Raw genomic sequence first — 13866 nt, 5'->3', positions numbered from 1 at the left:
CTGCCCGCCGAACTCTTGGGCGCGGACTGAGCCTGGTCATCATCCGCTGATGACAGAGTGCATCGAAACACAATCGACTCCCACTCCTGAGCCAGCTGTGTTCGACGCCGAACGGCGAACGCCTGCCTCTCTCAGAGCGACCAGCCCCTGGATGAGGTGGGTTCAGTTTGAGAGACCGGCGGAAGTGACGCGCGTTTCAGCGCTGAGCGGCGAACCTCGGCGTCGGCAGCGCGAATCGCGTCTTGCAGGCTCACTTCGGGTACTCCGCGCGTCATCGTTTCTGCGATGATGGCGCGCGCTTGGTGATCGGTTCCCGCGATGGTGACCGCTGTGTTGCGCAGGCGTCCGCGGGTGAGGCCGACATACAGGCCGGCGGCGTCGACTCCCGGCCCGACGATGCTCACGTCTGCGGTCTCGCCTTGCACGCCGTGGACGGTCGAGGCGTAGGCGAGTTGGAGGTGGTCGAGAGCATAGCCGCGGCTCACTCGGCGAAGTTCGCCGCTGTCGCGTTCGGATCGGAGCGTGATGTGCTCGTTGTGGATCTGTTGGACGATCCAGCCCGCGCGGTTTTCGACTCCGACGGCGGCATCGTTTCGTCGGGTTTGCACGGCGTCGCCGACATGAACCCGCTGCTCACCCCTCCCGAGCGCGACCACCCTCGGGTCGAGTTCCCCCGCAGCGATCCGTCGCTGTTGGATCGCATCGTTGATGGCGTCCGCCTCCGCGTTGGTGGCACAGACCAGCGCGACTTTCTTACCGTGAGCGCGCTCATCGAAGTAGGTATCGACCATGAAGTCGCGGGCTTGTTCCGCATCCGCCACGCGTCGGACATGGCCCTGGACGAACAGCTCCCCCGCGGTTGCGGTTGCGGCATCGATGCTGCCGGGGTCGCGGAGTCGGAGGGTGAGGGCGGCGTACTCCGCGTCCCGGAATCGGTGCACGGTGTCCAGTTCGACACAAGCGTTCGCCGACCGGATGGCGGAGGCCATCGCGCCGCCATGACCGACGGGCAGAGCTTGGTACGGGTCGCCGACGAACGCGACACCCACCCGGTACGTGACCGCCAGCTCAGCGAGGGCGTTCGCTGCGTGGAGGTCCAGCATCCCTGCTTCGTCGACGACGATCCGGTCCCCCGCCCGGAGGACGAATTTCGACGGCCCCGGATACGCCGACCCGGTGGAGGAGTCTCGATCACCGACCGCGAGACGCGTCCACACCTCGCCACCCGAAGCGGCGATACCCCACCGATACCCGTGGTCGTGGAGGAGCGCATGCACGCTGGTCGCGGCCGCGCCGACCTCCCGGGCGGCGACGGATGCGGCTTTCCGGGTCGGTGCGACCACCAGCATCCGGCGCCGTTGAGGACTCAGGGCAGCACGCGCGACGCGGAGCATGGTCGTCTTTCCTGCGCCAGCGGGCCCAGTCACTGTGATGAGCCCGCCTGTGCCGGCGATCGCTCCAGCTGCAGCTTGCTGAGACCCATCCAGCGAGTCGACGATCTCCCGTGATGCGGCTACGCGACCCAGCTCGGATGGAGTGAGGGATCTCCCAGGAGTCGCCAGCGCGTCGAGACGTGCAGTGAGGCGGATCTTCTCGCGTACGACCTCTGTCGCCATCAGCGCCTTCACGTGGGCTGGAACGTCCGTGGTCGGAAGGAGCGCGGTCACGCGGCCCACCGCTCTGCCGGTGACGTCCTCGATGAGGGCGCTCAGTTCATCGCGGGGCGCGACGACCCCGCTCGCAGACACCGCACGGATCACCCCTGCCCGAACATCGAACAGGCTGAACCGCCCGCCTGAGCGCGTCGATCGCGCATCGGCGTCTACGACCGCCTGACTCGCAAGCAGGTCGAGATCGAGGTCCTCGAGCGCCGCCGACTTCGTGGTTACCGGCGTGCGCGATCTGACCAGCGCCGGATCGATACTCCCCAACTCGTCGCGGACGGCCGCTTCCCAGGACTGCTCATCAAGGTGGTGCGGTTTGTCGGGGCGTGCCAGTGCCCACGCGCGGCGGTCGATCTGCTCCAAGATGGTGATGCTCGGGGTGGCACCATCGTGCGCGAGCGTCCATTCGGCGATCAGTTCTGCCCGGTTTGCCTCGATCTGCGCGGACCTCCGAGAGAGCGGGCGAACCGCAGCGGCCAGCTGGGCGATCTCGCCGTGCGCGTCCAACGTGTACCCGTGGCGTGCGAGAGCGCTGATCCAGTTGGGATCCGTGCGGGCGGCGAGCTCCCCTTCCGCGTTGATGACGGTCTGCAGTTTCATCGCGACCCGGGAGTCGACGTTCGACCATTTCCCGTCCGCGCCGAGGACTTTCACGTTCAGCCACAGATGGCGGTGCGCGTGCGGGTCCAACGCCCGGGACCGGCGGTGCTGCAACTCGACGACCTCGATCCGGGCGACGTCCTCCCGCACCAGCCCACCGTGCCCTCGGCGCACGTTCAGCTCCCGCTGCCACGTGAGAAGGATCTGATCCCGAAGTCGGTCTTGCATCGCTTCGAACTCGACCACGAGCTCCGGGTGTAGGAGAGCGGCGATGCTGAACGACTTCGGGTGGTTGATGGTTCCGTCCAACACCAGGTCCGCGTCCGCGCTCAGGCGTTGCCGGCCCCGCTCCTCCCCCGTCACCGGGTCTGACCCGGACAGCCACACCCGCAACCCGCCCGCGCTCAATGTGTCCCTGCCGATTAGGCCAGCCTCGACCACGAACCGTAACACGCTCGCCCCAGCGACCTCGCTATACGCCTCGAGAGCATCAGTACCGACGGGAGCAGGCAAGTGGTGGGAATCACAGGTGCCCTCGAGCGCGTAGCCGATGGCGTTACGGATGCCGCGGGAATCCACACCCCGCTTCCACCGCTCCAAGCCCCCACGCATGCGCCTAGGCTACTCCCAATCTTGCATATCCGCGCCACCAATTCACATTGGTGCCTGCGTGCATCGCTGTTTTTTTCGCTGGGAGTGCATAGACGGGTTTGACGAGATAGCTCGTCGGATGGGCGTCGGCCGGGCTTGAGGGTGGACTGATATCCCTCGATCGATTGCGGCGCCGTAAGACGCACCTTTCTGCGAATCTCTTCCGGGCGGGTCTTACGGGAATGGGGGTGGTCTGGGACACCCGTCGGCGCCGAGTGAACCCAGTCCCGAGCAACCGAGCCATGGCCGACCGGTCAACGGGGCCTCGTTCTGAGGCTCACGGAGTGCGGGCCGAGTTCGGTCGGCTGCACAGAAGCCGCTCAGATTTGTGAAGTTATGGGCGATAGTGAGGGCATGCGTAAAGGGTGGTCCGAGCTAAACCGGCGTCAACGCGTGATGCTGATCGCGTATGCGATTGTCGGCTGCGCGTTCCTCGCCGCCGCCTTGGTTTTCCTGCTGACCAAAAGCCATTGGCTCAGCTGGACCCTTGTCGCTACGCCAATATGGGTCTTCATCTGGCTTGGTGTAACGTCTCTGCCAAACTGGCGGAGGTCAACCCGCGCCCTCCGCCGTGAAGACACCCCGACACCTGAGGATTGACACGCCAAGCCATGCCCGCGCGAGGATCGTCTAGCGGACGTTGTTGATTGCGTTGATGAGGTACGAACTCCGCACCGCGACTTCGTACCTCTGCTCAGTCGGAACCAACGCCGGATCCGCTAGCGCCTGCCGGAGATCGTCGGCATCGCATCCAGTCAGTTGAACGAGGTTTGGATTCGTCAAACGGCACTCGACGGTCAACGACTCGAGCATCCCTCGGAGGCGGTCGTCGTCGGCTATCTCCAGCCCGTGCGTCAGCTGCGCAGCAAGGATCGACACGCGACTGCTTTCCTCAACTGAAAGCGCACCCGGCTCTGCTGACAGCCCCGGTCCGTGCGGCGTCGTTCCGTTCAGAAATGACCTGAGCCTTCCCTGATCGATACGCGTGATTGCCTGCAATGCCGCTTCGGAGATGCGCCCATCCGCGATGAGTCGCCGAAGGTCATCCGCGGGACCGTGCTGATGCGAGGTCATATCGTTGTCCCTTCCCCTTGTCCGATCTGGAGAACACTTCGAACCATAGGAGGGACGCTTGACACCAATGCCCTTCGGGTCGCACATGCGGATCCTCAAACACGACGACCGCCGAGGCCTATCCGAACCCTTCCAGGCTCTCGACACAGAGCTCGCCCGGGCTTGGCAACGGCTCTTCTACTTGGCTGGGGGTAGCTCCACCCACTCGGCTGTCTCGCGACTTTCGATCGCCTGCACCCGGAGCAGGAGCAAGCCATCTCGAGTGGTGCTGTTGTCGTACGGTTTGACGTCGTGCTTATAGAGCTCGATTTGATTGCCTATTGCGAGACGCGCCGCCGCAAATCGGCGCCAGTTGGCGTGAAAGTGAAGCACGATCCTGAGCGCCGTGAGGGCGGCGACAATCGCGCCTAACCATGCACCTGGTATCGGATCTTTCGGGAAGTAGAGAGCTACCACAGGGATCGCTACGCCGGCTAACACGACGAGCAGTTCCGTGCAGACGTAGCCTGTTCGAGCCAATAGTTGGTGCTTTATATACCAACTCAGCCTCTTTTCTACGTGTTCAAGGGCACTCATCTCGACCTCCTTCGCTCGCTGCCCCCATCGTGGCCTACTGGCGATCTCCACGCGACAAAGTCGTCGCTATTCGGTGCCCTCGGCAGGGATTCGCCCACGCGACGAAAATATTGCGTTCGAGGGGCGCCTCCCGGGGCGGTTGAGTTGGTGTCGTTTCGACGATGGGTGGGGCGTGTACGCTCGCCGGATGGGTGTCACTTTCGATTCTGTGCTTTTCCGATCACCGGATCCGGAGCGCGCCGGAGCGTTCTGGGGTGACATTCTGACTCGATCCGTCGTGGAGGAGGGCGATGAATGGCACCTCCCTGGAAGCGACGGTCAAATCGGCCTGCGCTTCGCTCCAGGTGGCCGCCACGACGACCTGCGGAATCGGCTCCACCTCCATCTGAGCCAAGCAAAGCGAGATCAGCACGGCACCATCGCAACCTGTGTCGGTGCCGGCGGGCGGCTACAGGGCAACGGGCACGTGCCACCGAACAGCTACGCCGTGATGGCCGACCCGGTAGACGACGAGTTCTGTGTCATCGAAGACGGCAACGCTTACCTTTCTGGTTGCGGCCCTCTCGGCGAGGTCACGTGCGAAGGCACCCGCGACGTAGGCAGGTTTTGGAGCCTCGCACTCGGGTGGCCCATGGTGTGGGAGGAGGGAGAGGAAACCGCGATCCAGTCGCCGACGGGCGGAACGAAGCTCGCCTGGAGCGGTGACAATATCAACCCGGCGCGAGACAACACCCGCCAACGCTTCATCCTCTCCGTCGACCGCACCGAACTCGACGCTGAACTCCACCGCCTCGCGACACTCGGAGCAACAAATGCCATCCGCGTTCCGTTTGGCGCGGTCCTTTGCGATCCCGATGGAATCGGGTTCGAAGTGCGCGTGCTCACTGTCCGTTGAAGGACCCGCTAGCGCGACTGAAGTAGATACTCGGCGTGTTGGTTCGCAGATCGCTCAGGCTAGTGAGGTCGCTCGGTTGTGTTGTCGTTAGATAATTCAGTGTTCTGGAGCAAGATCCCCAGCTCGCGTCTGATTCGCGATAACCGGGATCGCGCTGTCGATGGGTTCAGGCAGAGGACTCCCGCGGACTGCTCAATGGAGAGACCATCCCAGTAGACGAGACGGATCAGCTCGGCATCGTCGCGCGCCAGCTGGGTGATGGCCTCGCGTACGACTGTCTGCGCGTCGTCTTCGACCGAGCGAGCAGTTGAGCGTGCCTCGTCCACGAAGCGCTGCACGGCCTCTGAGCGGCGGCTAAGACTACGGCGTGCGTTGTAAAGGACGTTCCGGGCAGTGGTGAACAACCACATGCGCGCCGCAGTGTCCTCGTCGGGCATCTTGCGACGCTTTCGCCATGCAGTCAGCAGCATCTCTCCAAAGGCCTCGGCAGCATCGGCGGGATTCGACATCCGCAGTTCGAAGTACCGGAGGAGGTCGTCGTCGTTGGCGCGAACAATCTCGTCAAGCGTGCTGCGTCCACACCGATGCGCATCAATCACACACCGTGGACTGGCTGGAGATGCTGACCTCGTGACCCGGCGACATGGCGTGACCCCGTTCCAGGAGGCCATCGAAGACAGTTTGAGCGACGATACGGCTGATCGCATCACGCTTCACCTCAGCATCGCTCGCGTAAATCGGTGACAGCTCCCCATTCGGACCTATCGCGTTCGCGTAATCCTCACGAACGACCGTCTCCATCGCGGTGGTGTCGAGCGTCGTCAAGTCCAGACCTCGAATGAGGTCCTGCGCGTCTTGGACGATCGGGTCCTCTTCCGCGAGCCCGTCTCGGCGGATCTCCCAGCCCTGGAAACAGGTCGTTCCATCCCCATTGACTGATGTGAGCACATTGTCCGCGATCCAACCCCACGGGGTTTCCATGCCGGCCCCTGCCATCGCTGCGGTGCCACCACCGACCAGGATCACCGTCGCCGCCAGGCTTACGCCCCACAGACGAATGACGTGGCGCCGACTATTCCTCGCCTCCGCAAGAATGCGGTCGCGGTGGTAGGCCAGACGCGGAGCGCCCGACGTTGGGCGGGCTGCGGCACGCAATTCTGAATCAAGGTCAATCTCGCCCACGATGTCTCCTTTGCTACGGACTACTACGTATATGTCCGCAGACCCCCAGATCGTCCAACGCCGACGCAAATTGGTAAAGCTTGGGACTCGACCGCCGGGACAACACGCACCAGTCCGCGTGCCCATCGGCCCACGGATTAATCGTCTCTTTGGCCGGCGGCCTCCTGGGCGAAGGTAGCTACCTTTTAATGTTTAGGGATGCAGACTGATCAGCTAAGAAATCCGGACACGGGGGGTCGCGCTGTGGAACGGGTCACCTGCGCAGCGTGGCTGCTAGCCCTCCTGTTTTTCGCGACCCTTGCCGCCGCCGGGTTGATGTATCTCGTACCGCTCAGCGTGGCTGGTTGTGGCGACAGGTGCGACTACTTCACCCTCTCCGCAGCCCTTCGAACGTTCTTCATCTTGGTGTTACTGCCGCTGATGCTCGCCATTGCAGGAACCTACTTTCTGCGTCGGCGTGGCTGGTGGGTGATCCTCGCCCCGATAACCGGCTTCCTCTTATTGGGCATCCTGTACGGCATTACTTACGACGTCGCGCGAACCGCCATGAGGATTTGACGCTCACATCACCGACCGGTCACGGGAGCGGGAACGCACAACATAGCGACCCCAGGCGGTTCATTACCCACGAAAATGGCGGCGCCCGCATGCCCATCGTCTACTGCACTCGATTCGCAATCTGCGCTCGAGCGTGGCGGATTGCGGCTTTCCAGCCCCACACGCGGTGCTTCGCGCCGACCTGGTAGTCGCCATGGTTGGAATCGAACGTCGTAGCAACGGCTCCCACGTTGCCGACCACGGCTAGGCCGCCCTCGGTGAATAGCTCCGTGCGGGTGAGTGCCTGGGCGATAACAGGTAGTCCCGCGACGTCAGGTTCACGGGGAGCTTGCTCGCCAGACCAATCCACGACGCCGACGATGAACGTCGTTCGCGCACCCGTGCCCCGTCGCCACACCTCTACGACAACAAGACACGCCCATCCGGTTGGTTCGCCTGGCACGGCGATGATGTCCCCAACCTTCAGCTGCAACGTGCTGCGCGGTTGAAGGGGAAACAAGCGGTCCGTGGCCATCCAGATCCTTCCGCCAGCCTCGCCGCTAGCGTATCAACTCACGCCGGCCGCATTGATGGATCCGTATACGCGACATCCCCTCCCTGACGATCCGCTGAGATACTTGGGCCATGGCAACAAAGCGCTCCACGCTCGAGATCTTCTGGCTTGTCATGACAGCTGTACTGGTCGCTGGCGCTATCTGGGCAGTGACCTTTGTGGCCTCCGGCAACGAGTTAGGCGTCGTTTCGATAGTCGTTATCGCGTGCTCGCTATTGCTTGCCGTCGTCTGTTGGTTTGCGTACCGTCAAGCGCGCAAGAAGCAGACGTCCGACTAGACGGCCAGCGACCTCAAATTACTTGCTGCGCTGTCCCAAGTGAGCCGATCCCGACGGGAACTGACCAAATCAAGGTTTCCCGCATGTGGATCCACGTGCGGTCACGACGAGGACCCGCCGGTCAGGCGTATGGTTCGCGTGTGGCAGATCGTCTACGTCGCTCAGTCGTTCTCAGTCCGGTGACTCGTATCGGTGATCCTGCCGCGTCCGGATGGTTGATCATCCCGTCTCCCATCGAGGATGTCCGTGATGCGTTGCATACGGTCGCGAAGGCAGCGAGCGGCCTGACGACGATTGAGTCCGATGCCGATGGACTCTTGCTGGGTGTGCGGACATCCGTAGCCGGGCATGCCATGGCGGTTCGGTTTGATGTTCGCGAAGAACCCGCCGTAGGCACTCGGGTCGACGCTTCTGGTCGGACACCGCGCGCCATCTTCGGAGTCGACGCACGACGACCTCGGGACGTCATCGAGACGGTCTTCGACGGTTTAGAAGACTGGCATCGTTCAGCGTCTCGTAGAACCATGGGTAATCGCGCATCCGGTCCTTGACCGGTCGGTGCGCGCACGAAAGTATCGAGTTCGTGAGCGCGAATCACGGCACCGTTCCCTCCGCCTCTCTCGCCCAACGGCGGATGAGTCTGGAGCGCCGCAAGAATTGGCAAGCGACTCTTGTCGCCGTGACTGCGCTTCTTTTCGCATGGACTGCATGGATGCGGTTTACCGATGAGGGTGATGTTCCCTGGGTATGGGTGCTCCAAGTGTTTCTGATCGTGTGGGCCGTCGCCGGCGCATTAGCGACGATTCGTTGGAGACGAGCTCGCGCCGCAATCACCCAGTTCGAGCTCGAGCACGGCCGCGACGCTGGCCGTCAGTAGCGCAGTACAGACGACCCGATTACCTAGGCGCCCCGCTGCTCCCTTCGCCGCGCAAACGGATCCGCATACGGCCACCAGCAGCAGCCGACAACTAGATCACAGCCCTGCGCGGAGACCAATTCTTCGAGCAGACTTAGCCGCATGACAGCACCTGGGTGGATGCCCTCGTCTCCCACGTCGGACGGTGAGGCGATCCTGCGCTATCGAGGCTTGCGACCGTGGAGGTCAGCGATAGCTTCAACAAGCCTCCTAAGCCTGCCCTTAGTCCTTGCCGGCTGTTTCTTGGTGAAGGCGCCGGTGGCGCCTGTCGCGCTCAACTTCTCGGGGGATGTTGCCGCGGTGGTGATCTGCCTGAACGACATCGACGTGAACGCCATCAATGTGAAGTACCGCGAGACTAACGCCGACTGGGTGAGCGCCATGGAGACGTCGACCGACCAGATTCAGAGCGGGCTAGAACTGCAAAGAGGCGACGCGATCATCGTTGGCGAACCCCTCGGCGCCCTCGAGTTCGCCACACTTGCACCAATCCCGACTGCGGAGCAGTATGACGCCATCTCCGTACAGATCGAGTATCTCCAGGGTGACGAATGGGGCTACGTGTGGGTCACCTTCCCCAACGTCGAACGATCTCGAATGAGTGAAGACCAATACCTCTATGAGGATGGCACCCTCGCTGATCGCCCCTGCGAGATGACATCAACTGATCAATCGCAGGGACGTGATCACTGAACGGTCGGCCACCGCGACAGACTCCGGCCCGTATGAGGATCGGCCTACGGGGACCGCCCTTCGACGGCTGATATCCGGATCAACTGGTCACGTCGCCGGTGTCAACTGACGATCGCGTAGACGACCGTGCGATGCGATCGCAAATGATCATGCACACGGCGCAAATGGATCCAGCGACTACCGCTATTGGTACAGCGATGAGCAGAACGACAAAAATACCACCAAGCCCTCCGACCCCAATAAATACCGGGGTCAGCGCGAGCCACAGTGCACCGACGCCAGCCGCCGCACCCAGAGATCCCCCCAATGCAAAGAAGAAGTGGTCCTCAGTTCGCCGACTCGCCAGGACGGTACCAAGAATCGCTCCAAGTGCTGCAGCTAACGCGGTCAGGCACCCCAGGAGGAGGCAGATCATCGCATCGGGATACAAGTAGGCAGGCTCAGCCTCGCTGAAGACTCGGCCGAGAGCGAGACCGATCACGGCGCCGATTGGAATCGCGACAGCGACCCCCGGCCAATACTTCCTCCAAAGCATGGCCAAACCCTACGCCCACGTTGATCGGGCTGATCAGTCCGCAGAAGGATCCCTTCACGGTAAAGTAGCGGCCACGTGTCTGCGATGGGAACCCACACTGACGGGCCAGGAAACGCCGTACAGACGCGGCATCGATCCACTTCCCGATAGAGGCCTGAATCGAATCGTCAGGCTGGACGTTAACCGTCGCCGGTGCTTCTCTGAAAGGTCTGCCTCACGCCGGGGGCATCAGGATCGCCGACAATAGCTTGCAAGCTCACTCCTCCAATCGGCGAGGACATGACCAGAAGCGTCCATCTAGATTCCTCACCATCGAGAGTAAAGTCCACCGCCAGGTGGTCGCCAGCGAGCACCCACTGGCCCGAGGAGTTGATGCTTTCCCCTAACACGGCCACGGAATAGAAGTTGCTCTGATCGAAGATGGTCAAGTCGCGCAACTCTGCCTGTGCGCCGGGTTGCAGCACCAGATTCCCTGGACCTTCGGCCGTGGTACTTATCCAGGTTCCGATGAGGTCTTCAGCGGCGAGAGTGTCGACCGTGCGTTCAGTGTTTCCGACAACAGCAGCGGCGGCAACGACACCTGCGAAAACGACGGCGCCCGCAATCGCGACGACCCGCGTCTTGGTTTCCATTGACGCGCACCTTTCATCACTTGACGCGCTCGCGCCGACACACAATCTTCCTATCTGATATTGACGCAGACGCCCGGTTTTCGCTGCATTCACTCCGCGTGAACAATAGCGCCGCCTCTGCGCCGTCCGTCAATCGGCGGGTGCCGGTCGGTGTGCTGAGGTGGACCCATTTCGCGTCCGTCCTAAATGGATCCCCCATCGGGGCTCGCTGATCACGAGTAGGCAGCGTGCGGTCGGTGATTCTCTGTGGGTCTGTACGCTGGGCGCCATGGCATGGAACGGTCGTGCCCCGGCAGACCGGGCGTCCGCAGCGATCGGCATTGTCATGGGCAGTTTGGTTCTGCTGTTCGGCCTGGGCTTCGCTATCACGTCCGCTATCAACGACAAGCTTGACGACCTAACCTTTCTTGGCATCCCGGTTTGGATCTCGGCGGCCGGTTGCGTTGTTTTCGGTATTGTCGCGGTATGGCGAAGCATCATCATGTATCGCCGAGACCAGTCACCCCGGCGCTAACACCGCGTCAGGTGCGGCAGCGCTAGGTGTCCGAAGCGGGTCGGCGGTTGTGACGCGTGGGTGGCATGATCCTTCCTGTGGGGATGGATGATGAGGCGGAGCTGAGTTCGCTCCGCGGTCGAGCCTTTGGCCCTGCTGCTGACATAGCCGATGACCCGGAGGCGCTTGCTCGGTTAGAACAGCTTGAGCAAGCCGCGCGTACCGATGCGCCGGCGATCAAAAACGGTGCCATGGGCGTCCTAACCGCTGGCGAGACCTTCGTCGCCCAACCGGCACCAACGGTGTCGGTGGAACCAAAGACGGATGCGCCTGTTGCAGGGCGACGCGACAGGTCTTGGTGGTGGGTGTGGGCTGCTTTGATCTGCGTCGTGTGTTTGGCTGTCGGTATCGCCGTGGGATGGCTCATTCCACGTCACACGTCGCCGACGGGACTGCCAGCCGAGTTGCTGCTCCCGGCAACCGACGAAGACCGTATCAGCGTCGACGTTGGCCCTCCCGTGGAGCCGGGAGGCCGCATCCGCTACATCGCCACATTCGAGGGCTACTCCATCTACCTCGCGACAAACGAAGATCAATCGCTGCTCTGCGTGCTCACTTTCCTGGATCGGGCCGATCTGTCCACCACGTGCATGTCCTGGGCGGCAGACTCCAACGAACCCGGCGCTTACGGCATCACCGGAGACTTGACGATCGTTGTTGGCGACGTCGCCGCGAGTAACGTTTCCGGCGAACGGGTCAAGCTGTCACAATCAGTCACGGCCGTCAAAGGATCGATTTCGCCGTAAAGAAAATGCTTTCACCCTCTGCGCGACATTCGCGGCGGTGCGTCCGGTGACCGATCGGCTTTCGGACACCTAGTGCACGTGGGCCGCCGCGTAGACGACCGGCATGGGGACGGTGTGATTTATGGTCAGCCGCCCATCGCTGGCAGTGCGCCGACAATGACCACAGACCCGGTGGCGTCGCATGCTGCGTTCAATTGGGCGATGGATTCTGCAAACATGGGATTTCCCTGCCCGATACCCTCTGATGCCGCGGCGATGGTCGCGCGGACAGCGGATGTCACTTCGGAGGTCCCAATCGGCAAGTACGTCCACGCGTCGATCAGCGCGGCTTCGCGAGAATCGAATGCCCCTTGGTCGATGACCCCGTTTGCAAGCTCCCACTCCGAGCGTTGCTGCATGCCCAAAAGAGCGCTGGCCTGCCCGCACTCCCAATCCGCGTCACCGGCAGGTGGGGCCATAAGGGGAGTTGTCGTATCTTTCGTCGCGTCGGGCGTCACGCTCACTGCTACAGCGGGCTCATCTGCTGCCCCGTTTGGTGCCTGAGCGCTGCATGCCGTGAAACCGCAGCTGACTCCTCCGGCGACTACAAATACGACCACTCGTAGGCGGACGTCGCGGCCACGAGGATGGGAGTTTGCGGACGTACAGGTAGGAAACACTCGAAGCACCGGCGAATCTCCTTTACGTCACGGAACGCCCCTAGCGTGCCACAAGAAGATGCCGGCACTCGCGAAGACACCGTACGCGAAACCCGTAGATTGCCGACTCACCGCGCGGTTGAGTGGAGAGCTCACCGTGGTCGCCGCGGCCGCGCGTCGCGCTTAGTCAACCGAGCCGCGTGCTTCGTTAGCAGAGCGGGCGAAGGTACGGCATTCCATTTCGACAAAGGCCACGCAAGTATGGATCACATGCCAACACTTCAATCGCCTCATCGCAGTCTCTCTACTGGCGCGATCCTCGGGCCGATTGCGTGGGTCGTCGCGGTTATAGCGACCTTTTCCGGGTTTGTCGCAGCCTGCGACCTTGGACTACATCTGTCCGCCGCGGCCCTCACCGCCACGAGTACGGCCGACTTCCTCAGGGCGGGTTGTATTTACGCCTTTCTCGTCCTCGTCAGCTTTATCGGAGGAATCCTCGCTATTCGTTGGCGCCTGAGCAGCGGACGGTCCTGGCTCTGGGCAACATCGACCGTTGTTGGCACACTCGGAGCGGTGACAGGGACGTTTCTCGCCTGTGTTGCGGGAATCCTCCTCGCCAGCTCTTCTTGGGGCAATCTCGCGACCAACTACTCCGCTCGCAACGATCTCGTAATTGCAACCACCCCGTATTGGGGTCTACATCTCTTAGGGCTCCTAATCGTCACCATTTCCGGATCCGTGACCTTGAGCATGGACGACGCACACGAGACTTCACGCCTACGAGTCGTTCTCGGCTGGGCGAGCGCTATTGCCATGCCAGTGCTCGTCACGACGGTTTTCGCCTCCACAGCACTCATCCAGATCTAGGCGCCCGCCGATCGATCGGCTACTGCGAATCGAAGTCAGGGCGTACTTCAGCGACGTCTTCTAGTTCTTCCTGGAGTCGGCCGTGCAGCTCGCGGCCCCGCTCGGTCCATCCCAACGGCAAGGGGTCAGTCTCCTGCCGGTTCTGCCACTCCGAATTCCAGTCGTGCAGATCCGACGCGAGCTGCGGACTGAGGTGTAGCTCGTCGGCAGTGAGTGTGTACTGGTCGGTGAACGATTCCCACAAGGGCCAGTCGC

The 13866-nt window shown here is 62.4% G+C and carries 14 protein-coding genes and 1 pseudogene; 6 read left to right on the top strand and 9 right to left on the bottom strand.

Features of this window, described 5'->3' with window-relative positions:
* Positions 1 to 131 precede the first annotated feature (131 nt).
* The 3 genes from ACFM35_RS00075 to ACFM35_RS00065 all read right to left on the bottom strand — a co-directional run bounded on the left by ACFM35_RS00075 (position 132) and on the right by ACFM35_RS00065 (position 4565).
* Positions 132 to 2876, bottom strand: a complete 2745-nt coding sequence (locus ACFM35_RS00075; RefSeq protein ID WP_378836830.1) for an AAA family ATPase — start codon at positions 2874 to 2876, stop codon at positions 132 to 134.
* Positions 2877 to 3545: 669 nt separating this feature from the next.
* Positions 3546 to 3989 (bottom strand): HTH domain-containing protein, encoded by a 444-nt coding sequence (locus ACFM35_RS00070; RefSeq protein ID WP_378836827.1) that lies wholly within the window; start codon positions 3987 to 3989, stop codon positions 3546 to 3548.
* Positions 3990 to 4166: 177 nt separating this feature from the next.
* Entirely contained in the window at positions 4167 to 4565 is a 399-nt protein-coding gene (locus ACFM35_RS00065; protein WP_378836826.1) for a DUF4231 domain-containing protein, read from the bottom strand.
* A 187-nt stretch (positions 4566 to 4752) separates the two neighbouring features.
* Here ACFM35_RS00065 and ACFM35_RS00060 point away from each other — a divergent pair, with 187 nt between their 5' ends.
* Positions 4753 to 5460, top strand: a complete 708-nt coding sequence (locus ACFM35_RS00060) for a VOC family protein (RefSeq protein WP_378836823.1) — start codon at positions 4753 to 4755, stop codon at positions 5458 to 5460.
* Between the two features lie 59 nt (positions 5461 to 5519).
* On the opposite strand, the gene ACFM35_RS00055 is transcribed toward ACFM35_RS00060, so the two are convergent.
* Together ACFM35_RS00055 and ACFM35_RS00050 are read right to left on the bottom strand one after the other, a co-directional pair.
* On the bottom strand, positions 5520 to 6059 hold the full coding sequence (locus ACFM35_RS00055) for an RNA polymerase sigma factor (RefSeq protein ID WP_378836821.1): 540 nt from the start codon (positions 6057 to 6059) through the stop codon (positions 5520 to 5522).
* The gene (locus ACFM35_RS00050; protein ID WP_378836818.1) at positions 6052 to 6642 is read right to left on the bottom strand and encodes a hypothetical protein; all 591 of its coding nucleotides are present in this window, start codon (positions 6640 to 6642) and stop codon (positions 6052 to 6054) included. Before ACFM35_RS00050 ends, ACFM35_RS00055 begins: the two co-directional genes overlap by 8 nt.
* Positions 6643 to 6885: 243 nt before the next feature.
* On the opposite strand from ACFM35_RS00050, the gene ACFM35_RS00045 reads away from it, so the two are divergent.
* Positions 6886 to 7200, top strand: coding sequence for a hypothetical protein (locus tag ACFM35_RS00045; RefSeq protein ID WP_378836816.1), 315 nt, complete (start codon positions 6886 to 6888; stop codon positions 7198 to 7200).
* Positions 7201 to 7300: 100 nt separating this feature from the next.
* Here ACFM35_RS00045 and ACFM35_RS00040 read toward each other — a convergent pair whose 3' ends face one another.
* A complete protein-coding gene (locus ACFM35_RS00040; protein WP_378836813.1) occupies positions 7301 to 7714 on the bottom strand; it encodes a hypothetical protein in 414 nt (137 codons plus the stop codon).
* Between the two features lie 1476 nt (positions 7715 to 9190).
* On the opposite strand from ACFM35_RS00040, the gene ACFM35_RS00035 reads away from it, so the two are divergent.
* Entirely contained in the window at positions 9191 to 9640 is a 450-nt protein-coding gene (locus ACFM35_RS00035) for a hypothetical protein (protein ID WP_378836811.1), read from the top strand.
* Positions 9641 to 10354: 714 nt separating this feature from the next.
* Here the strand turns inward: ACFM35_RS00035 and ACFM35_RS00030 are convergent.
* Positions 10355 to 10807 carry a hypothetical protein gene (locus ACFM35_RS00030; protein WP_378836809.1) on the bottom strand — a complete coding sequence of 151 codons (453 nt, stop codon included), beginning with the start codon at positions 10805 to 10807 and terminating at the stop codon, positions 10355 to 10357.
* 268 nt (positions 10808 to 11075) lie between these two features.
* On the opposite strand from ACFM35_RS00030, the gene ACFM35_RS00025 reads away from it, so the two are divergent.
* Together ACFM35_RS00025 and ACFM35_RS00020 are read left to right on the top strand one after the other, a co-directional pair.
* A complete protein-coding gene (locus tag ACFM35_RS00025) occupies positions 11076 to 11321 on the top strand; it encodes a hypothetical protein (RefSeq protein ID WP_378836806.1) in 246 nt (81 codons plus the stop codon).
* A gap of 83 nt (positions 11322 to 11404) precedes the next feature.
* On the top strand, positions 11405 to 12106 hold the full coding sequence (locus ACFM35_RS00020) for a hypothetical protein (protein WP_378836803.1): 702 nt from the start codon (positions 11405 to 11407) through the stop codon (positions 12104 to 12106).
* 125 nt (positions 12107 to 12231) lie between these two features.
* Here ACFM35_RS00020 and ACFM35_RS00015 read toward each other — a convergent pair whose 3' ends face one another.
* A complete protein-coding gene (locus ACFM35_RS00015; protein WP_378836801.1) occupies positions 12232 to 12603 on the bottom strand; it encodes a hypothetical protein in 372 nt (123 codons plus the stop codon).
* Between the two features lie 411 nt (positions 12604 to 13014).
* Here ACFM35_RS00015 and ACFM35_RS00010 point away from each other — a divergent pair, with 411 nt between their 5' ends.
* The gene (locus ACFM35_RS00010; protein ID WP_378836798.1) at positions 13015 to 13611 is read left to right on the top strand and encodes a hypothetical protein; all 597 of its coding nucleotides are present in this window, start codon (positions 13015 to 13017) and stop codon (positions 13609 to 13611) included.
* A gap of 19 nt (positions 13612 to 13630) precedes the next feature.
* Here the strand turns inward: ACFM35_RS00010 and ACFM35_RS00005 are convergent.
* Positions 13631 to 13866 (bottom strand): annotated as a pseudogene (locus ACFM35_RS00005) (hypothetical protein); the annotation flags it as partial.

Origin of the sequence: Microbacterium songi (assembly GCF_042747925.1) — a bacterium.
GTDB lineage: Bacteria > Actinomycetota > Actinomycetes > Actinomycetales > Microbacteriaceae > Microbacterium.
This window is presented reverse-complemented; position numbering and strand designations above follow the sequence as displayed.

Coding starts and splice junctions, on each gene's coding strand:
- ACFM35_RS00060 (WP_378836823.1), top strand. CDS start 4,753: ATGGGTGTCACTTTCGATTCTGTGCTTTTCCGATCACCGGATCCGGAG.
- ACFM35_RS00070 (WP_378836827.1), bottom strand. CDS start 3,989: ATGACCTCGCATCAGCACGGTCCCGCGGATGACCTTCGGCGACTCATC.
- ACFM35_RS00010 (WP_378836798.1), top strand. CDS start 13,015: ATGCCAACACTTCAATCGCCTCATCGCAGTCTCTCTACTGGCGCGATC.
- ACFM35_RS00030 (WP_378836809.1), bottom strand. CDS start 10,807: ATGGAAACCAAGACGCGGGTCGTCGCGATTGCGGGCGCCGTCGTTTTC.
- ACFM35_RS00025 (WP_378836806.1), top strand. CDS start 11,076: ATGGCATGGAACGGTCGTGCCCCGGCAGACCGGGCGTCCGCAGCGATC.
- ACFM35_RS00065 (WP_378836826.1), bottom strand. CDS start 4,565: ATGAGTGCCCTTGAACACGTAGAAAAGAGGCTGAGTTGGTATATAAAG.
- ACFM35_RS00020 (WP_378836803.1), top strand. CDS start 11,405: ATGGATGATGAGGCGGAGCTGAGTTCGCTCCGCGGTCGAGCCTTTGGC.
- ACFM35_RS00040 (WP_378836813.1), bottom strand. CDS start 7,714: ATGGCCACGGACCGCTTGTTTCCCCTTCAACCGCGCAGCACGTTGCAG.
- ACFM35_RS00075 (WP_378836830.1), bottom strand. CDS start 2,876: ATGCGTGGGGGCTTGGAGCGGTGGAAGCGGGGTGTGGATTCCCGCGGC.